Source organism: Streptomyces sp. NRRL F-525, assembly GCF_000716605.1.
In the GTDB taxonomy this organism is placed as follows: domain Bacteria; phylum Actinomycetota; class Actinomycetes; order Streptomycetales; family Streptomycetaceae; genus Streptomyces.
On sequence record NZ_JNXE01000030.1, the window covers coordinates 76,566 to 94,002 of the forward strand.

The window sequence follows — 17,437 nt, forward strand, 5'->3', positions numbered from 1 at the left end:
TGCGTACGTCGTTCGCATCCAGCGTACAGAGTTCAGGGATTGCGCACACTGTTCCGCCGTGCGTACAGTGTTCGCATCAAAGGAACGGTGTACGCAGGCCGACGAGGGAAGCAGAGGAAGCAGTCATGGGCAGTCGCAGTCACCCGGAAGCACTTACCGAAACCCGGAACCCCCGGCGCTGGTGGATCCTCGTCGTGCTGTGCCTCAGTTCGCTGGTGCTGGTGGTCGACAGCATGGCGCTGACCGTGGCGGTGCCGTCGATGACCGAGAGCCTCGGGGCGAGCGCCCAGGACACCCAGTGGATCCTCGACTCCTACATCCTGGTCTTCGCCGGCCTGCTGCTGACCTCCGGCAGCCTCGGCGACCGCTTCGGCCGCCGGAAGGTGATGCTGATCGGTCTTGTGCTGTTCGGGGCGGCTTCGCTGGCGGCGACGTTCTGCACGAACCCCGGTGAGGTGATCGCCGTGCGCGTGGCGATGGGGGTGGGCGGTGCGCTGATCATGCCGTCGACGCTCTCGATCCTCATCACGGTCTTCGACGCGGAGGAACGCGGGAAGGCGATGGCGGCCTGGGGTTCGGTGTCGATGCTGGCGCTGGTCGGCAGCCCGGTGCTCGGTGGCGTCCTGATCGACCACTTCTCGTGGCACTCCATCTTCTTCCTCAACGTGCCGGTCGTAGCGCTCGCGTTGGTGGCCGGTGTGACGCTGATGCCGGAGTCCAAAAACCCCTGGCAGAAGCCGGATCCGCTGGGCGCGGTGCTGTCGGCGGTCGGTATGACGGCCCTGATCTGGTGGATCATCGAGATCCCGCAGCACGGTGCGTTCGCGGGCCGGGGCCTGGTCACCCTCGCGGTGGCGGTGGCGGGGCTGGCCGGATTCGTGGTCTGGGAGAACGTGACCCCGACCCCGATGGTCCCCCTGGTCCTCTTCAAGCACCGTAATTTCAGCGGCGGTTCGCTCTCCCTGACCCTGGTCCAGATAGGCAACGGCGGCCTGCTCCTGGTCCTCACCCAGTACCTGCAGTTCGTCCTCGGCTACTCACCGGTGAAGGCGGGCCTGGCCTTCGTGCCGCTGGCGGTCACCGCGCTGGTCGGCAACGCGGCGGGCGCCAAGTTCACGGCGAGGTACGGCCATCGGTATCTGATCCTGGCGGGCATGCTGGTGATGGCCTCCTCCTTCGTCCTGCTTACGACGGTCACGGCCGCCACCGGCTTCACCGTCCCGGCGGTGGCGCTGGGCCTCCTCGGCCTGGGCGCGGGCCTCGCGATGCCGGCGGCGGTGGGCGCGCTGATGGGCACGATCCCCGAGGACAAGGCGGGCGTCGGCTCGGCCCTCAACGACACCATCCAGCAGGCGGGTACGGCCCTGGGTATCGCGATCCTCGGCTCCCTCCTGTCGAGCGGCTTCGCCGACGAGATGCCCTCCGGTACGTCCGACGAGGCCCGCCACTCGATCGGCGGGGCGCTGGCGGCGGCGCACGGGGACGCGGGGTTGGTCCGGGCGGCCCGGGAGGCGTTCACGCACGCCATGTCAACGACCTTCATGGTCAGCGCGGTTGGGGTCGTGGCGGCGGGAGTGCTGGCGGCGGTGGTGATGCGGGATTCGGTGACTGAGGATCAGGAAGTTCTGGAGGAGAGGGAGTTGGCCGCCTGAGTCGGGAACGGGGATGCAAGGCCGCTGCCCTTGAGGGCGGCGGCCTTGTCGTGTCGCCGTCGTGTGGACTCCCGGCAGAGGTCTCAAGACCCGTCGGGGCAGGACCAGTTCGAGATTCTCATGGTGCGCAGATCGAAGTCGACCTCGATCGATTCCGCCGGGCTGTCGCTCGTCACGCGTACGCGGACGGTGTGGGCCCCGGCGCTGCGGGCGGCGCCGACGGTGAAGACGGTGGTGGCTTCCACCTGCCCACACGTGGCCGCCAGGTCGTCGGCTCCGTTGCCTTCGAGAACGACTTCCCGCTTCAGCGCCGGCTGCGTGAAATGTGCGGTCATCAGCTTCCACAGCTTCGACTTCGACGTCGCGTCCCGTGCGGCAAGGGCATCCGGCAGAGCCGAATAGTAAGTCAGCAGTTTCTCCTGGGCCGCCGATGTTCTGGAGTCCTCCTCGTGGTGGGAGGGATTCTCCGCCGATCGGTCCGTGCCCACGGAATTCCAGAAGGCGCCCGCACCGATCGCTGTCACGGCAATCGCCGCGACGGCGGCGGAACGGGTACGGCGTTGACGGCGTCGGACGCTTCTGCGACGCAACCCCGGTGCGGACAGCGGCCGGTCGACCCGAACGCTCTCCAACTGGGCGATGCTCTCGGCGAGCCAGACAGGACGCTGGTACTCATCCGACTCATCCGACATGGTCCACCTCCTGGTCCGGCAGGGAGGAGAAATGACGGGCGAGCGACAGGCGCCCACGGACCAGCCACACCCTGATGCTCCCGGCCGGCCAGCCCGTCTCGGCGCTTATCTGCTCGACGCTGAGATCGCACAAGTGGTGGAGCACAACGACACTTCTGTGCTTCTGCGGAAGCGTGCGAAGTGCGTCGACGAGAGCGACACGTTCGGGGGACGGGCCTTCGACGGAGCGCTGTTCGTGATGACGCTGCATGAGCTGCACACCGCGCCGCACCCGCCGGAAGCCGGATACGGCGAGCCGCCAGGCCGTGGTGCGGATCCACGCCTCCTGCACGACATCCTGAGCCTCCGGCAGATCGCCGGTCATCGCGCAGAGCTGCCGAACGAGCCTGGGGTAGGCCAGTGCGTAGAACTCATCGAACTCCTCTTCCGCCGCGCCTCTCGCCACTCGTCCGCCATTCATTTCCGTCCACAGAACGGCCAGGGGTCCTCTATGGGGGAAGTACGAACGGGCGCTGATCCTCCGCTACAGCGACTCTCCGTGATCTGGGTCACCGCATCCGGGTGTCGCGTCCGGGCCCCCGTGCTGCGTAGTCCACCTGTCCAAGTCGCACCGACAGCAGAGGAACTCTCATGCGCCATGCAGCACCCCGTAAGCCGGGCAGGATGGGAACGACGTTCAGGACCGCAGCGGTCAGCGCGTTGGCGCTCGGCGGTCTGACGGTGGCGGCGGGGTCGCAGGTCCACGCGGCCACGGCGACCTCGCACTCCACGACGGACCACTCCGCGCGCACACAGAAGCAGAAGGCCGAGGCGGTCGCCGACGCGGCCAAGGGGCAGGTTTCCCGGCCGGTGACGGACCCCGAAGCGGTGCGCATCCTCAAGATGAAGACGATCGCGATGGCTCACGCGCCGAAGGGCTGATCAGCCGCGTGTCGTTCTGAGAAAGTGTGACACTTTTGCGGGAAGTGTCACACTTTTTCGATGTGGGTGGCTGCGGGGAGGGAGGATTGGAAGGCTCTCCAGGTGGTGGGGTGGAGCTGGAGGGAGGGGCCGTTGGGGTTCTTGGAGTCGCGTATGGAAACGGTGGTGGGGATGTTGGTGGCTACCTCGACACACTCGGACTTGTCGTTGCTGTAGCTGGACTTGCGGTACTCGAATGTGGGCATGGTTCACAGTCTCTTGCGCAGCTCGTGGAGGAAGGAAATGGATTCCCGTTCGCTGAGGGAGCGTTCGGTGATCGTCTCGAACAACTCATCGTAGGCGGCTGCGAATTCGCCGCCCTCCACCCAGCGCTCGACGAACGGCGCCTCCACGTAGACGACATCCATGGCGCCGGGCTCGGCAAACGACATGATGTTGAACGAACCGGTCAGACCTGGGTGTGTACCGGCGTCGAACGGGAAGACCCGGAGGCTGATGTTCGACTGATCGGCCGCCTTGATCAGCCCGTCGAGTTGGCTGATGGCTGTGGCCGCGCCGCCGGGAAAGTTGCGGAGGGTCGCCTCGTAGATCACCGTTCGGAGCGACAACGGAGGGTCGTCGGACAGGCGGCCTTGTCGGGTGAGCCGCGCCGCGATGAACTTTTCGTCGGCCTGGGAGCCTCTGATGGTCACCGTGGCCGGCGGTTCAGTCCTCAACGCCCTTACGTACTCGGGTGTTTGGAGGAGTCCGGGGATGAACGCGGGTTGCCACGCCTTGATGGCCGTCGCCGCGCTCTCCAGCGCGACGTACTCCTGCATGACGCCTGGGATGTCGAAGTCGTCCCACCAGCCTTTGGCCTTGCGGCGCTCGCGGTCGATCCTGGCCAGTTCGAGAAGCCCGCCGACAACGCTGGGATCGCGAACGCCGTACAACTCGCACAGCGCCCGGAGGTCGGGGTCGCGCATGGGAACCCAACCGCCCTCCATCTTCGCGACCTTGGTCGTGGATGCGGTGAGTGCCTTGCCCGCCTGGGTCTGGTTGAGGCCGGCCGCCGTGCGCAACTTGGTGAGTTCACCGCCGAGTCGGCGTCCCAGGACGGTCGATGTGCTGTGGCCCTGCGTCGGCGATGTCACGTAGGTACCCCCTCAGACGTGTGCGTGTGATCAGTCTGGCGCGGTGCCACGCGGCATCGCAAACACCCTTCGGGGGAATTCCTCCGAGAGTTACTTGCGTGAAATGCCGAGCCGCCTCTACCGTCGGTCACGAACCGATCGCAGAGCGGCGCCAGTTGATGCATGGCGCAGCTCGCCCCTGCCCGGAGGTGAGCGACATGGTCGCCCCCGAAGCCCCCCTCCATCACGACCGCCTCGACTGCACCCCGCTCCCCAAGAGCGTCACCCTCGCCCGCCGCCGAGCCCACCGGCTGCTCACCGAGTGGGGTCACCTCGAACTCGCCGCGGACACCGCCCTGTTGGTCTCGGAGCTGGGCGGCAACGCCGTACTGCACGGGTGCCTGCGCGACCGACTCTTCCGCGTCGAACTCACCCTCACCGAACGCGCCGTACGCATCGCGGTGTCCGACCCGAGGGGCGAGTTACGGCCGAGCCTCCGCGAGCCCACCGAGGACGACATGTTCGGGCGTGGCCTGCTGATCGTCGGTCAGATCGCGGACCGTTGGGGCGTGCGCGAGCTCACCGTGGGCAAGTCGGTGTGGTGCGAGTTGGACGTCGTACGGCGGGACTCACAAGACCCGCTCCATGCAGACCAGTTGATCCCGCTCGTCCCATGACTCGGTGACCGTGAAGCCGAGCCGTTCGTACAACGCGATCGCCCCGGTCCGCCAACTCCACACCGACAACCGCACGGCGCCCGCGCCGCTTTCCGCAGCCTGCGCGAGCGCGTCACCGAGCAGAGCCGAGGCAACGCCCCGGCCCCGGAACGCCGGTTCCGCCCAGAGCCTCTTGATCTCCGACCGCCCGTCGACGGGAGCGGTAACCACCAGGCAGCCCACGGCGGCGTCCCCGCTCACTGCCACCAGCACGACATCGTCGACGAACGCGGTCCGCGGGTCCGAGATCTCCGCCCGGTACCGGCCCGGCAGCGCGTCCACGTCGGCGACGGGCTTCCCCTTCTCGGTCTCCGTCCGCAGGTGGTAGGCCGCCAGCAACGCGCCCAGCCCGTCCTCGGCGGAGAGGGTCCGGCCGGGCCGACGAACGATGGAGACCTCGCGCTGATCAGTCATGACGCCAGTATCTGTCGTGATCTGTCATGTCGATCGTCGCGCCTCGATAATCTGACGTCCTGACGACGGGTCAACGCATGCCCGGCGAGTGTTCCCGAAGGGGATCGGCCCCTCGGGTGCGGCTACGGAGGAAACGTATGGGCGCCGGATACATAGTCATCCCGCTGTTCTTCTATGTGACACTGTGCGCACTGCTGTGCGTGAAAATCGCGGATAAGAACTCCTGGAAAACGGGGTTACTGTTCGCGGTGCCCCTCATATTCCTGCCCACTGCCTTCTTCGTGATTGTCGGCATGCATGAGTTCGGTGCGCTGTAGTGGAGATCCTCATCGCCACGCTGACGTTCGTATTCCTGTGCGCCGCTTACGCATGGCCGGTGATCCCGCTGGTCATCTACCCGATGAACCGATGGCGTGGGCTGTGGGCGGCCCTCTACTGTTGCGCCGTCGGAGTGGTGTTCGGCAGCGGGTCATTTTTCTCGAAATTCCATATCGCGGAATTCTTCGAAACGGCCGTATTCACCTCCGTTGTTCGAGCGGTCGCCGAAGCCGCGGGCCTCCTGGAGAAACCGCGCATCGCGTGGCGGAAACGGCACCCGGTACCAGTGGAGTGAACGCGGATCAGGCCCCGAATTCCTCCAGCACTTCCCGCACGGCCCGATGCCCCACCCTCGCCAACACGGGATTCCGCCCGCCCCGGTAGTAGTGCTCCGCCACCAGTCCGAAGCACAAGGCCCACCCCCGCCCCCGGGCCCAGACCTCATCCTCGAACTCGCCCGTCTCGCGGAACACTTCACGCGTTCCGGCGGAGAACAGGGCCCACGCGGGCAGCGCGTCCGCCGCGGGGTCGCCGACCCCGAGGCCGCCGAAGTCGATGACCGCGGTGAGGCGGCCGGCCGTGGTGAGCAGGTTGCCGGGGAGGAGGTCGCCGTGGAGCCAGACGGGGGCGGCCTCCCACTGGGGGAGGGCGAGGGTGTGCTCCCAGGCCGCAGTCGCTAGGGCCGGGTCGTGGGTGCCGTCGGCGCCCAGGTCCTCGATCGCCTTGCGGACGTCCGCGTCCTGCGGACCGAGCGGGCCGCCCCGGAAGGACACCGGACCGCCCACCGCGTCCACCTGCCGCAACGCGGCGACGAAACGCCCCAACTCGGCTGCCGCGTCGGCGGGTTCGGCCAGCGGCGAATCGTACGCGTCGCCCCCGTCCAGCCAGCCGTACACACCCCACCGCAGCCCGTACCCCTGCCCCGGCTCACCCATCGCCAGCGGCACCGGTACGGACAGCGGCAAGTGCGGTGCCAGACGCGGCAACCAGCGCTGTTCCGTCTCGATCTGCCGTGCCCCGCCCGGTAGTCGGGGCAGCCGTACGACCATGTCCTCGCCCAGCAGGCACATCGCGTTGTCGGTCCCGGCCGAGGCGACCCGCGTGACGGCCAACCCCGCCCATTCCGGGAACTGTTCGGTGACCAGCCGACGCACCAGCTCCGCGTCGATGTCGAGTTCGTCAGCGTGCATCCTGGCGCTGGCGGACATGGGTCTCCGGGTCTGTGAGGCGGCACCGGAGCCTAGCCAGCGCCGCCCCGCCGTCGCCACGGCATAACCCCGCCGAACAGCCGACCCCGGGCCCCAGCCTCAACTCACCCCACGCTCACCGCACTCCACGCCGCCGCCACCGCGGCGTACTCCGAACTCCCCACCCCGTAAAGGTCCTTCGCCGCGTTGAGCGTCGCCGTCCGCGCCCCCGCGTAGTTCGTCGAGGACGTCATGTAGACCGTCAACGCCCGGTACCAGATGGCCCCGAGCTTGTCCCGGCCGATTCCGCTCACCGAAGAGCCGTTGCACGTGGGCGAGTTGTAGCTGACGCCGTTGATGGTCTTCGCGCCGCTGCCCTCCGCGAGGAGATACGCGAAGTGGTTGGCGACGCCCGAGGAGTAGTGCACGTCGAGATTCCCCACCGACGAACTCCAGCAGTCCGCGGAATTCCCGTCCTTGGACGGCTGGTCCATGAACCGCAGCGCCGCCTTGCCGAATCCCGACCGGACGATCTTCTCGCCGATCAAGTAGTCACCGAGATCGGAGGAGTTGTTGGCGTACCACTCCACCAGCGTGCCCATGATGTCCGAGGTGGCTTCGTTGAGCCCGCCGGACTCGCCCGAGTACGTCAGCGCGGCCGTCTTGGACGTCACGCCGTGCGTCATCTCGTGCCCGGCGACATCCAGCGCCACCAGCGGACCGAGCTGTGTCCCGTCACCGTCGCCGTACGTCATGCAGAAGCAACTGTCGTCCCAGAAGGCGTTGTTGTAGCTGTTGCCGTAGTGGACGCGGTTGTACGAACCCTTGCCGTCGCCCGCGATGCCGTTCCGGCCGTGGACGTTCTTGTAGTAGTCCCAGGTCTCGTCCGTGCCGTACTGCGCGTCCACCGCCGCCGTCGAGCGGTCCGAACTCGCCCCCGTTCCCCAGTGGTTGTCGGCGTCCGTGAACACCGTGGACGGGGCGCGGCTGATGCAGATGCCGAGGATGCACAGGTCGGTCTTGTTCGCCGCGTCACCGGTGTAAGTCCCGCCGCGCGTCGCGTCCTTGAGCTGATACGTCGACCCCGACAGCGTCGTCTCCAGCGGCACCGTCCCGCTGTACAGCGACTGCCCGTCACCCGTCGCCGTCTCCACGCTGTCCCAGGCGTCGATCTGGGCGCCGGTACGGGCGTCGGTCAGCACCGTGCGGGCGACCGGGTTTCCGAGCGAGTCCTTGGCGACCACGTTCGTCCGCCAGGCGAGCTTCGGCGCGCCGTGCAGGGCGTCAACTATCAGCTGGGGCTTGGACGTTACCCCTTTCAGCACCTCACCGAGATTCGCCGCCCGCAGCGCGTTCACCGCCAGGTCCGCCGCCTTCGGAGCGGCCACCTTCGGTGCCACGGACGACAGGGATATGGAACTCCGGGTCGCGCGGTCGGCGCTCCGGTAACTGCCGTTCGGGGCCAGGTGGACGACGAAGTCACCTCCGAGGACCGGGAGTTGACGGTACGTCCGGTCGTAGCGGACATGCTGGGTGCCGTCCGCGTCGACGATCACGTCACGAACCGACGTGTCCTCCGCGGCCGTAAGACCCAGGCCCGCGGCATGGGCGACCAGCGCCGACGCGGCGTTCGCGATCGCGGTGGTCCGGGACGGCCGGTCGGCCGCGTGGGCGGTGGGGGCGAGGGTGGCGGCCAGCAGGGTCGCGGCGCCGGCGGCGACACCGGCCGTGGCGAGACGGGAACCTCGAATGTGCCGTGTCCGACTCATGGGTCTCCTCAAGAACGCAAGTGGGGGGCGTGGGGGCTGCGTTGATGTTGAATGAGATTTAAAGGGCCCATGACATGTCATGTCCATAGCGCATGCACAGACTTCCGGGCTGAAGGAGACCGAGTGACACCCCTCCCCTTCTTCGTCTACGGCACCCTCCGCCCCGGCGAGCCCAACCACGACCTCTTCCTGCGCGGCCGCACGGCCTCCGAGGAACGGGCCCGACTCCACGGCGCCGCCCTCTACGACGGCCCCGGCTACCCGTACGCCGTCGAGGCCGCCGGCTCGGTGATCGTCGGCGAACTCGTCACCGCACGCCCCGAGTCCCACCCCCAACTCCTCCGGGAACTGGACCGACTTGAGGACTACGCCCCCGGCGACCCGGCCAGCCTCTACGAACGCGTCGAACGCCGGGTGACCCGCGACGCCGACGGCACGTCCGTCCGTGCCTGGGTGTACCTCGCCGCCCCCACCGTCACCGCCCGCCTCCGCACCCACGGCAAGCTGATCGAGGGCGGCGACTGGCTCAACCGCCGCTGAAGAGGCGTCAGTTGCCGGAGGCCAGCGCCCGCGTGACGCCCTTCTCCTTCGGCCCGAGGAAGTGCGGATCGGGATGGAACACCAGGTCCAGCGCCGCCTTGCCCGCCGCGAACACCTCGCGGGAGCCGCCGTAGTACCAGGTCACGTTGTGCGATTCGTCGACACCGACGCCGTACGAGTCGACCCCCGCCGCGTCGCACAGCGCGACCGCCCGCCGGATGTGGAAGTTCTGGCTGATGAGGACGGCCTTGTCGACGCCGAAGATCTTCTTGGCGCGGACGCAGGAGTCCCAGGTGTCGAAACCGGCGTAGTCGGTCACCACGCGCGAGCGTGGCACCCCGTGCTTCGCCAGGTAGACGCGCATCGCGTCCGGCTCGTCGTAGTCCTTGCGGCTGTTGTCACCGGTCACCAGGACGACCTTCACCCGCCCCTCCCGGTACAGCGTCGCCGCCGCGTCCAGCCGGTGCGCGAGATACGGCGACGGCTCGCCGTCCCACAGCCCGGCACCGAACACCACGGCGACATCGGTGCGCGGCGCGTCCTGAACGCTCCCGAGCCGGTCCGCCGTCACGACCCACAGCCAGGTCGCCGGAAGCAGCGCGAGGACACACCCGGCGGCCACCACCTGCACGAGCTGCCGCCATCCCGCACGCGTGCGTGGCAGTCGCGGCCGACGGGGCCTCAGGCGGCGCATCAGACGTATCAAGGGGGCCCCTCCGCGTTCGGTTCCGACAGTCACAGACGCGCCGCGACCCGCTCCGGTTCTCACACCCCCCGGCACCCCACCGTGAACCCCTGGAAAAGACCCATGTCTCCAGCGCAACGGGGTGGCAACCTCCCCCTGCCACGATCACTCCATGACGGCGTCGATTCCACCTCGCGAGGAGCCCACCTTCGGCAGTACGCCTGCCCTGGTCCTGGTGGCCCACGGCAGCCGCGACCCAAGAGCCCTGGACACCGTACGAGCCCTCCAGTCCCGCGTCCGCGCCCTGCGCCCCGACGTCCCCGTCCACCTGGGCCACATCGAACTGAACGAGCCCCGCCTCCCGGACACCCTCACCCAACTCCCCACCCCGGAAGCGGTCTTGGTCCCCCTCCTCCTGACCCGCGGCTACCACGTGAAGCGGGACATCCCGGAGCTGGCGGCCAACGCACAGGCACACACGCGCGTGGCACCCCCTTTGGGCCCGCACCCCCTCCTGGTGGAGACCCTCTACGACCGCCTGGTGGAGGCGGGTTGGCACACAGGGCCCCGTGGGGCGAGCGCGGTGGTCCTGGCCGCAGCGGGCTCCCGGGATCCGGAGTCGAAGCTGGACACCCTCCGCACGGCCCACCTCCTGGCCGCCCGCCTGGGCGTCCCCGTGATCCCGGCCTACGCCTCCGCAGCGACCCCCACGGTCCCCGAGGCGATCCACACCCTCACGGCCCAAGGCCACCACAGGGTGGCGATCGCCTCCTGCTTCACGGCCCCGGGCCGCTTCGCGACCCAGTGCGCGGAGACGGCCCCCTGGATCGCGTCGGCCCCCTTGGGAGCCCACCCCGGGATGGCAAGGCTGATCCTCCACCGCTACGACCAGACGCTTGGCACCTGGCCAGGGGCACCCCACCCAGGGGCGCGGGGAACTGCGCGACCAGCCACAACGAGCCCGCAGACGCAACCGAACCGCACCCCGGCAAACGCATAGGCGCCCCGCAACTCCCGAATTGTCACTACCGCCGCTTACTGTCGAAGCATGGAAGGCACAGCAGGCACCGCAGGTACACGCACAGCAGCCCCCCACCCCTACGACCCGACGTCAGTCGCCCGCTGGGCACCGGAGCCCGACAAACGCCCCGGCCGCACCGCCTTCCAACGCGACCGCGCCCGAATCCTCCACTCCGCCGCCCTGCGCCGCCTCGCGGGCAAAACCCAGGTGGTCACCCCAGGAACCCGAAGCCAGGCCTGGGACGCCAGCCCCCGCACCCGCCTGACCCACTCCCTGGAGTGCGCCCAGGTAGGCCGAGAGCTGGGCGCAGCCCTCGGCTGCGACCCCGACCTCGTCGAAGCCGCCTGCCTCTCCCACGACCTGGGGCACCCCCCCTTCGGCCACAACGGCGAACAGGCACTCAACGAATTCGCCGACGACTGCGGCGGCTTCGAGGGCAACGCGCAATCCCTGAGACTCCTCACCCGCATCGAACCGAAGCGCTTCGTAAGAAGCGACACGACAGGCGAGATGGTGAGCGTCGGCCTCAACCTCACCCGCGCCGCCCTCGACGCCGCCACCAAGTACCCCTGGCCGCGAGGAGCGCACCCCACCGACCCCACGTCCCCGAAGTTCGGCGTCTACGAGGACGACAGACCCGTCTTCGACTGGGTCCGCAAGGGCGCCCCCGGCACGCGCACGTGCTTCGAGGCCCAGGTGATGGACTGGTCTGACGACGTGGCGTACTCGGTGCACGACGTCGAGGACGGCCTGCACGCGGGCCACATCGACCCCAACTGCCTGCACGCCGAACCGGAACGCCAGGAGATCTTCAAGGTCGCCATCGGCCGCTACGTCCCCGCGGACACGGCCCCCGACGAACTCGCCGAGGCGCTGGACCGGCTCCAGGACCAGGAGTGGTGGCCGCACGGCTACGACGGCTCGGCCGTGGCGCAGGCCCGCCTCAAGGACGCCACCAGCCAGCTCATCGGCCGCTTCTGCCTGGCCGCCGAGACCGCCACGCGCGCGGCGTACGGCACCGGCCGCCTCACCCGCTACGACGCCGAACTCGTCGTACCGCACGAGGCACGGCTGGAGTGCGCGGTCCTCAAGGCGGTCGCCGACCGGTACGTGATGCAGCGCGCGGAGCAGGAGCGCATCCGCGCCGACGAGCGGATCGTCGTCGCCGAACTCGCCGAGGTGCTCACCACGCGCGCGCCCGACGGGCTGGAGCCGCAGTTCCGCGCGCAGTTCGAGGAGGCGGCCGACGACCGCGCCCGCAAGCGGGTGATCGTGGATCAGATCGCCTCGCTGACGGACGCGTCGGCGCGTTCTCTTCACGCGCATCTCACGTCGCTGGGGCACAGTGACGCGAAACAAGCCCGAATGTGACCCTCCGTGGCCTGATCGGGCCACACCCCCTTCCCGCATCACACTGCGTGCGGGACGCTCGCATATGGCGGCACCCTTACGAGGAGGCATCAAGTGGTCGACGCGGATCAGACGTTCGTCATCATCGGAGGAGGCCTGGCCGGCGCCAAGGCGGCCGAGACGCTCCGAGCGGAGGGCTTCACCGGCCGCGTGATACTGATCTGCGACGAACGCGACCACCCGTACGAGCGCCCGCCGCTGTCCAAGGGCTACCTCCTCGGTAAGGAGGAGCGCGACAGCGTCTTCGTGCACGAACCCGCCTGGTACGCGCAGAACGACATCGAGCTGCACCTCGGCCAGACCGTCGACGCCATCGACCGTACGGCGAAGACGGTGCGCTTCGGGGACGACGGCACCCTGGTCCGCTACGACAAGTTGCTCATCGCCACCGGCTCCGAGCCCCGCCGCCTCGACATCCCGGGCACGGACCTAGCGGGCGTCCACCACCTGCGCCGCCTCTCGCACGCCGAGCGCCTGAAGAACGTGCTGGCGTCGCTCGGCCGGGACAACGGCCATCTGGTGATCGCCGGCGGCGGCTGGATCGGCCTGGAGGTCGCCGCGGCGGCCCGGGAGTACGGCGCCGAGGTCACCGTCGTGGAACCGTCCCAGACGCCGCTGCACGGCGTCCTCGGACCCGAACTGGGCCAGCTCTTCGCCGACCTGCACGCCGAGCACGGCGTGCGGTTCCACTTCGGCGCCCGGCTCACCGAGATCGTCGGCCAGGACGGCATGGTGCTGGCCGCCCGTACCGACGACGGCGAGGAGCACCCCGCGCACGACGTCCTCGCGGCGATCGGCGCGGCCCCGCGCACCGCGCTCGCCGAGGCGGCGGGCCTGGAGCTGGCCGACCGCGCGCACGGCGGGGGCATCGCGGTCGACGAACGGCTGCGCACCTCCGACCCCGACATCTACGCGGCCGGCGACGTGGCCGCCTTCCACCACGCCCTGTTCGACACCCGCCTCCGGGTGGAGCACTGGGCGAACGCCCTCAACGGCGGCCCGGCGGCGGCCCGCGCGATGCTCGGCAAGGACGTCACCTACGACCGCGTGCCCTATTTCTTCTCCGACCAGTACGACTTGGGTATGGAGTACTCCGGCTGGGCGCCCCCGGGCTCCTACGACGAAGTGGTGATCCGGGGAGACGCGGGCAAGCGGGAGTTCATCGCCTTCTGGCTGAAGGAGGGCCGCGTGCTGGCCGGGATGAACGTGAATGTGTGGGACGTCACAGAGCCCATCCAGCAGCTCATCCGCTCCCGGGCCCAGGTGGACACCGAGGCCCTCGCGGACCCACACGTTCCGCTGGACAGCCTGGGCGCCAAGAGCTCCTAGTCGTCACTGCTGTCAGTCCGGCCCCGTAGAATTCACGCGTGGCAGGACGGATCAACGACGAGGACGTGAAGGCGGTTCGGGACGCGGTCCCGATCGACGCCGTGGTGTCCGAGTACCTCCAGCTGCGGAACGCGGGCGGAGGCAACCTCAAGGGTCTCTGCCCCTTCCACGACGAGAAGTCGCCGTCCTTCCAGGTCAGCCCCAGCAAGGGTCTCTTCCACTGCTTCGGCTGCCAGGAGGGCGGCGACACCATCACGTTCGTGATGAAGGTCGACCACCTCACGTTCTCCGAGTCGGTCGAGCGGCTGGCCGCCCAGGCCGGCATCACCCTGCGGTACGAGGAGGGCGGGTACAACCCCGCCCACCAGCGCGGCGAGCGCATCCGCCTGGTCGAGGCCCACAAGGTCGCCGCCGACTACTACGTGGAGCAGCTCGCCGTCAGCCCCGAGGCGGAGACCGGCCGCAAGTTCCTCGCCGAGCGCGGCTTCGACCAGTCCGCCGCCGAGCACTTCTCCGTCGGCTACAGCCCGCAGGGCTGGGACCACCTCACCCGCTTCCTCCGCGGCAAGGGCTTCACCGACAAGGAGATCCTCCTCTCCGGCCTCGCCCAGGAGGGCCGCCGCGGCCCCATCGACCGCTTCCGCGGCCGCCTGATGTGGCCGATCCGCGACATCGGCGGCGAGGTCGTCGGCTTCGGCGCGAGGAAGCTCTACGAGTCGGACAACGGCCCGAAGTACCTCAACACGCCCGACACCGCGATCTACAAGAAGTCGCAGGTCCTCTACGGCATCGACCTCGCCAAGAAGGACATCGCCAAGTCCAGCCGCGCGGTCGTCGTCGAGGGCTACACGGACGTCATGGCCTGCCACCTGGCAGGGGTGACGACGGCGATCGCCACCTGCGGCACGGCCTTCGGCACCGACCACATCAAGATCCTCCGCCGGCTGCTGATGGACAACGGAAGCGCGCGCGTGATCTTCACCTTCGACGGCGACGCGGCCGGCCAGAAAGCGGCCCTGCGCGCCTTCGAGGACGACCAGAAGTTCGCCGCCGAGACGTACATCGCGATTGCCCCGGACAACATGGACCCCTGCGAGCTGCGCCTCGCCAAGGGCGACCAGGCGGTCGCCGACCTGGCCGAACCCCGCACCCCGCTCTTCGAGTTCGCGCTCCGCCAGATCGTCGTCCGCTACGACCTCGACACCCCCGCGGGCCGCGCCGCCGCCCTGGACGAGGCCGCCCCGATCGTCGCCCGCATCAAGAACAGCGGCGCCCAGCACGAGGTCGCCGTCCAGCTCGCCGGCATGCTCGGCATCCTCGACACCCAGTTCGTGGTCAAGCGCGTTGCCCAGCTGGCCCGTTGGGCCCGCGACCGCGGCGGCAAGGGCCCGGCACCGGCGAGGGGCGCCGCCCAGCAGCCGTACGACACCACCCCCCGCACCCCCACCGGCGGCCCCGCCCTCACCCTGCGCAACCCGGTCTTCGCCACCGAGCGCGAACTGCTCAAACTCGCCCTCCAGCGCCCCGACTTGGTCTCCCCGGCCTTCGACGCGTACGGCGTGGACGAGTTCACCGCCCCGCCCTACGCCGCCGTACGCGAGGCGATCATCGAGGCGGGCGGCGCCGAGTACGGCCTTCAGGACGCGCAGGACTATCTGGTCCGGGTCCGCGAGGCGGCACCGGACGACGCGGTCCGCGCGATGGTCACCGAGCTGGCCGTCGAGGCGATCATGCGCCGCACGGTCGACGAGAACTACGCGGGCGAGCAGCTCGTCACCGTCCGCCGAAGAGCCGTGGATCGCCGTATTCAGGAGGTCCAGATCACTGTCAGGCGATTGGAAGCAGGCGGCGATCCTGCTCAGTTGGCTGCGGCGAAGAACGAACTTTGGGTGCTTCAGCAGTACGACCAGGCCCTTAAGGTGCACGGCGCCACAGCGCTCTGAGCACGTAGTCACGGAACGGACTCAAAAAGTCACCGCACGCCCCTCGTGGCGGCGATGTGTCGTACTCCACACTGGGTTCCGGTGCCTGAGTCCTCGGAGCGCGGCCGATCCGTCCCCAGCGGGTCCTTCACCCCCGCGGTTCCGCTCATCGAGTACGGGACGGACAGCGGCGAGGCCGTCGTCTCCGCCCCTGAAGTACCGCTGCCGTACCCCCTGGCAGCGATCATCCTGGAGGTCGCCCCCGTGCAGACCCAGACCCTCGACCAGACCGAGACCAGCACGACGGACGGCGCGGAAGCGGAAGCGGAGACCGATGTCCTCGCGACCGTCCCTCCGCAGAGCCGTGCCGCGCACCACCCCGAGACCGCGGACCCGGAGAGCCCGCCCGAGCTCGAAGAACCGACGGCCGAAGCGGTGGAGACCGCCGAGGCCCCCGAGCCCGAGGCACGGCCCCGCGGCCGGGTCGCCGCCGACAACGGCGCGCCCTCCTCGGACCTGTTCCGGCAGTACCTGCGCGAGATCGGCCGCATTCCGCTACTCACCGCGGCCGAGGAGGTCGATCTCGCCCGCCGTGTCGAGGCCGGTCTGTTCGCCGAGGAGAAGCTCGGCGGCGCGACCGATCTGGACAGCCAACTCGCCCTCGACCTGGACAAGTTGGTCGTCATGGGCCGCATGGCCAAGCGCCGCCTCATCGAGGCGAACCTGCGGCTGGTCGTGTCCGTCGCGAAGAGGTACGTGGGGCGCGGGCTGACCATGCTCGACCTCGTCCAGGAGGGAAACCTCGGGCTGATCAGGGCAGTTGAGAAATTCGACTACGCCCGCGGGTACAAGTTCTCGACGTACGCGACCTGGTGGATCCGCCAGGCCATGTCCCGCGCCCTCGCCGACCAGGCCCGCACGATTCGCGTCCCGGTGCATGTCGTCGAACTCATCAACCGGGTCGTCCGGGTTCAGCGCCGGATGCTCCAGGAGCGCGGCTACGAGCCGACGCCGGAGGAGGTGGCCGACCATCTCGACCTCGCGCCCGAGCGCGTCAGCGAGGTGCTGCGCCTTGCCCAGGAGCCGGTGTCGTTGCACGCGCCGGTGGGGGAGGAGGACGACGTTGCGCTCGGTGACCTGATCGAGGACGGCGACGCGACGAGTCCCGTGGAGTCGGCGGCGTTCCTGTTGCTGAGGCAGCACCTTGAGGCTGTGCTGTCGACGCTGGGGGAGCGGGAGCGGAAGGTCGTACAGCTGAGGTATGGCCTGGCGGACGGCCGCCCGCGCACGTTGGAGGAGATCGGGCGGATCTTCGGCGTGACGCGGGAGCGGATACGGCAGATCGAGTCGAAGACGCTGAACAAACTGCGGGATCACGCTTTTGCGGATCAGCTGAGGGGTTATCTGGACTGATGCCGGGTGCGGGCCCGGTGGGGGCTGGTCGCGCAGTTCCCCGCGCCCCTAAAAACGCCGGGCTTGGCCTGTTCTTCCAGAGGCCCCGCGTCCCTGGAAACGCCGGGCTTGGCCTGTTCTCGCAGAGCCCCCGTGCCCCTGAAAACGCCGGGCTTGCCCTGTTCTTCCAGAGCCCCCGCGTCCCTGGAAACGCCGGGCGTGCCCTGTTTTTTCAGAGCCCCCGTGTCCCTGAAAACCCGGGCCTGCCCGGTGCTTTCAGGGGCTCGCCGCGCTCCTGCAAAGGACCTCAGCCGAGGGGCTTTTAGGGGCGCGGGGAACTGCGCGACCAGCCACGAC

General features: G+C 69.1%; 19 protein-coding genes. 11 read left to right on the top strand and 8 right to left on the bottom strand.

Annotated elements, in window-relative coordinates; all coding sequences use genetic code 11:
• The first annotated feature begins 125 nt into the window (after positions 1 to 125).
• The gene (locus OO69_RS33800) at positions 126 to 1,652 is read left to right on the top strand and encodes an MFS transporter (protein ID WP_033284694.1); all 1,527 of its coding nucleotides are present in this window, start codon (positions 126 to 128) and stop codon (positions 1,650 to 1,652) included.
• A gap of 83 nt (positions 1,653 to 1,735) precedes the next feature.
• Here the strand turns inward: OO69_RS33800 and OO69_RS33805 are convergent, their stop codons facing one another.
• Both OO69_RS33805 and OO69_RS33810 read right to left on the bottom strand, forming a co-directional pair.
• Entirely contained in the window at positions 1,736 to 2,344 is a 609-nt protein-coding gene (locus OO69_RS33805; protein ID WP_033284695.1) for a hypothetical protein, read from the bottom strand.
• Positions 2,334 to 2,804, bottom strand: coding sequence for a sigma factor-like helix-turn-helix DNA-binding protein (locus OO69_RS33810; protein WP_033284696.1), 471 nt, complete (start codon positions 2,802 to 2,804; stop codon positions 2,334 to 2,336). Before OO69_RS33810 ends, OO69_RS33805 begins: the two co-directional genes overlap by 11 nt.
• A gap of 203 nt (positions 2,805 to 3,007) precedes the next feature.
• On the opposite strand from OO69_RS33810, the gene OO69_RS33815 reads away from it, so the two are divergent.
• The gene (locus OO69_RS33815) at positions 3,008 to 3,265 is read left to right on the top strand and encodes a hypothetical protein (RefSeq protein WP_158713452.1); all 258 of its coding nucleotides are present in this window, start codon (positions 3,008 to 3,010) and stop codon (positions 3,263 to 3,265) included.
• 47 nt (positions 3,266 to 3,312) lie between these two features.
• On the opposite strand, the gene OO69_RS50590 is transcribed toward OO69_RS33815, so the two are convergent.
• Positions 3,313 to 3,510 (bottom strand): DUF397 domain-containing protein, encoded by a 198-nt coding sequence (locus OO69_RS50590; RefSeq protein WP_078652675.1) that lies wholly within the window; start codon positions 3,508 to 3,510, stop codon positions 3,313 to 3,315.
• Positions 3,511 to 3,513: 3 nt separating this feature from the next.
• Positions 3,514 to 4,398, bottom strand: a complete 885-nt coding sequence (locus OO69_RS33820; RefSeq protein ID WP_033284698.1) for a helix-turn-helix domain-containing protein — start codon at positions 4,396 to 4,398, stop codon at positions 3,514 to 3,516.
• A gap of 197 nt (positions 4,399 to 4,595) precedes the next feature.
• On the opposite strand from OO69_RS33820, the gene OO69_RS33825 reads away from it, so the two are divergent.
• Positions 4,596 to 5,054 carry an ATP-binding protein gene (locus OO69_RS33825; RefSeq protein ID WP_051801362.1) on the top strand — a complete coding sequence of 153 codons (459 nt, stop codon included), beginning with the start codon at positions 4,596 to 4,598 and terminating at the stop codon, positions 5,052 to 5,054.
• Here the strand turns inward: OO69_RS33825 and OO69_RS33830 are convergent.
• Positions 5,007 to 5,507 carry a GNAT family N-acetyltransferase gene (locus OO69_RS33830; protein ID WP_033284699.1) on the bottom strand — a complete coding sequence of 167 codons (501 nt, stop codon included), beginning with the start codon at positions 5,505 to 5,507 and terminating at the stop codon, positions 5,007 to 5,009. The two genes, OO69_RS33825 and OO69_RS33830, sit on opposite strands and share 48 nt — an antisense overlap.
• 137 nt (positions 5,508 to 5,644) lie before the next feature.
• Between OO69_RS33830 and OO69_RS33835 the strand changes: the two genes are divergently transcribed.
• Both OO69_RS33835 and OO69_RS33840 read left to right on the top strand, forming a co-directional pair.
• Positions 5,645 to 5,824, top strand: a complete 180-nt coding sequence (locus OO69_RS33835) for a hypothetical protein (RefSeq protein ID WP_033284700.1) — start codon at positions 5,645 to 5,647, stop codon at positions 5,822 to 5,824.
• A complete protein-coding gene (locus OO69_RS33840; RefSeq protein WP_033284701.1) occupies positions 5,824 to 6,120 on the top strand; it encodes a hypothetical protein in 297 nt (98 codons plus the stop codon). Before OO69_RS33835 ends, OO69_RS33840 begins: the two co-directional genes overlap by 1 nt.
• 7 nt (positions 6,121 to 6,127) lie before the next feature.
• On the opposite strand, the gene OO69_RS33845 is transcribed toward OO69_RS33840, so the two are convergent.
• Positions 6,128 to 7,033, bottom strand: coding sequence for an aminoglycoside phosphotransferase family protein (locus OO69_RS33845; protein ID WP_033284702.1), 906 nt, complete (start codon positions 7,031 to 7,033; stop codon positions 6,128 to 6,130).
• 104 nt (positions 7,034 to 7,137) lie between these two features.
• Entirely contained in the window at positions 7,138 to 8,781 is a 1,644-nt protein-coding gene (locus tag OO69_RS33850; RefSeq protein ID WP_033284703.1) for a M4 family metallopeptidase, read from the bottom strand.
• Positions 8,782 to 8,904: 123 nt separating this feature from the next.
• Here OO69_RS33850 and OO69_RS33855 point away from each other — a divergent pair, with 123 nt between their 5' ends.
• The gene (locus tag OO69_RS33855) at positions 8,905 to 9,321 is read left to right on the top strand and encodes a gamma-glutamylcyclotransferase family protein (protein WP_033284704.1); all 417 of its coding nucleotides are present in this window, start codon (positions 8,905 to 8,907) and stop codon (positions 9,319 to 9,321) included.
• Positions 9,322 to 9,328: 7 nt separating this feature from the next.
• On the opposite strand, the gene OO69_RS33860 is transcribed toward OO69_RS33855, so the two are convergent.
• On the bottom strand, positions 9,329 to 10,015 hold the full coding sequence (locus tag OO69_RS33860; RefSeq protein ID WP_033284705.1) for a SanA/YdcF family protein: 687 nt from the start codon (positions 10,013 to 10,015) through the stop codon (positions 9,329 to 9,331).
• Between the two features lie 163 nt (positions 10,016 to 10,178).
• Between OO69_RS33860 and OO69_RS33865 the strand changes: the two genes are divergently transcribed.
• The 5 genes from OO69_RS33865 to OO69_RS33885 all read left to right on the top strand — a co-directional run bounded on the left by OO69_RS33865 (position 10,179) and on the right by OO69_RS33885 (position 17,101).
• Positions 10,179 to 11,006 (top strand): sirohydrochlorin chelatase, encoded by an 828-nt coding sequence (locus OO69_RS33865; protein ID WP_051801365.1) that lies wholly within the window; start codon positions 10,179 to 10,181, stop codon positions 11,004 to 11,006.
• Positions 11,007 to 11,054: 48 nt separating this feature from the next.
• Positions 11,055 to 12,398: a deoxyguanosinetriphosphate triphosphohydrolase gene (locus OO69_RS33870; RefSeq protein ID WP_033284706.1), complete on the top strand. Its 1,344-nt coding sequence runs from the start codon at positions 11,055 to 11,057 to the stop codon at positions 12,396 to 12,398.
• A 93-nt stretch (positions 12,399 to 12,491) separates the two neighbouring features.
• The gene (locus OO69_RS33875) at positions 12,492 to 13,766 is read left to right on the top strand and encodes an NAD(P)/FAD-dependent oxidoreductase (RefSeq protein WP_033284707.1); all 1,275 of its coding nucleotides are present in this window, start codon (positions 12,492 to 12,494) and stop codon (positions 13,764 to 13,766) included.
• 38 nt (positions 13,767 to 13,804) lie between these two features.
• On the top strand, positions 13,805 to 15,709 hold the full coding sequence (gene dnaG, locus OO69_RS33880) for a DNA primase (RefSeq protein ID WP_033284708.1): 1,905 nt from the start codon (positions 13,805 to 13,807) through the stop codon (positions 15,707 to 15,709).
• An 81-nt stretch (positions 15,710 to 15,790) separates the two neighbouring features.
• Positions 15,791 to 17,101 carry an RNA polymerase sigma factor gene (locus tag OO69_RS33885; RefSeq protein WP_033284709.1) on the top strand — a complete coding sequence of 437 codons (1,311 nt, stop codon included), beginning with the start codon at positions 15,791 to 15,793 and terminating at the stop codon, positions 17,099 to 17,101.
• Positions 17,102 to 17,437 lie beyond the last annotated feature (336 nt).

What these genes read in the sequence shown, in the direction of transcription:
- OO69_RS50590 (WP_078652675.1), bottom strand. Translation starts at nt 3,510, where the DNA reads ATGCCCACATTCGAGTACCGCAAGTCCAGCTACAGCAACGACAAGTCC.
- OO69_RS33865 (WP_051801365.1), top strand. Translation starts at nt 10,179, where the DNA reads ATGACGGCGTCGATTCCACCTCGCGAGGAGCCCACCTTCGGCAGTACG.
- OO69_RS33845 (WP_033284702.1), bottom strand. Translation starts at nt 7,033, where the DNA reads ATGTCCGCCAGCGCCAGGATGCACGCTGACGAACTCGACATCGACGCG.
- OO69_RS33835 (WP_033284700.1), top strand. Translation starts at nt 5,645, where the DNA reads ATGGGCGCCGGATACATAGTCATCCCGCTGTTCTTCTATGTGACACTG.
- OO69_RS33830 (WP_033284699.1), bottom strand. Translation starts at nt 5,507, where the DNA reads ATGACTGATCAGCGCGAGGTCTCCATCGTTCGTCGGCCCGGCCGGACC.
- OO69_RS33810 (WP_033284696.1), bottom strand. Translation starts at nt 2,804, where the DNA reads ATGAATGGCGGACGAGTGGCGAGAGGCGCGGCGGAAGAGGAGTTCGAT.
- OO69_RS33800 (WP_033284694.1), top strand. Translation starts at nt 126, where the DNA reads ATGGGCAGTCGCAGTCACCCGGAAGCACTTACCGAAACCCGGAACCCC.
- OO69_RS33870 (WP_033284706.1), top strand. Translation starts at nt 11,055, where the DNA reads ATGGAAGGCACAGCAGGCACCGCAGGTACACGCACAGCAGCCCCCCAC.
- OO69_RS33850 (WP_033284703.1), bottom strand. Translation starts at nt 8,781, where the DNA reads ATGAGTCGGACACGGCACATTCGAGGTTCCCGTCTCGCCACGGCCGGT.
- OO69_RS33825 (WP_051801362.1), top strand. Translation starts at nt 4,596, where the DNA reads ATGGTCGCCCCCGAAGCCCCCCTCCATCACGACCGCCTCGACTGCACC.
- OO69_RS33860 (WP_033284705.1), bottom strand. Translation starts at nt 10,015, where the DNA reads ATGCGCCGCCTGAGGCCCCGTCGGCCGCGACTGCCACGCACGCGTGCG.
- OO69_RS33815 (WP_158713452.1), top strand. Translation starts at nt 3,008, where the DNA reads ATGGGAACGACGTTCAGGACCGCAGCGGTCAGCGCGTTGGCGCTCGGC.
- OO69_RS33805 (WP_033284695.1), bottom strand. Translation starts at nt 2,344, where the DNA reads ATGTCGGATGAGTCGGATGAGTACCAGCGTCCTGTCTGGCTCGCCGAG.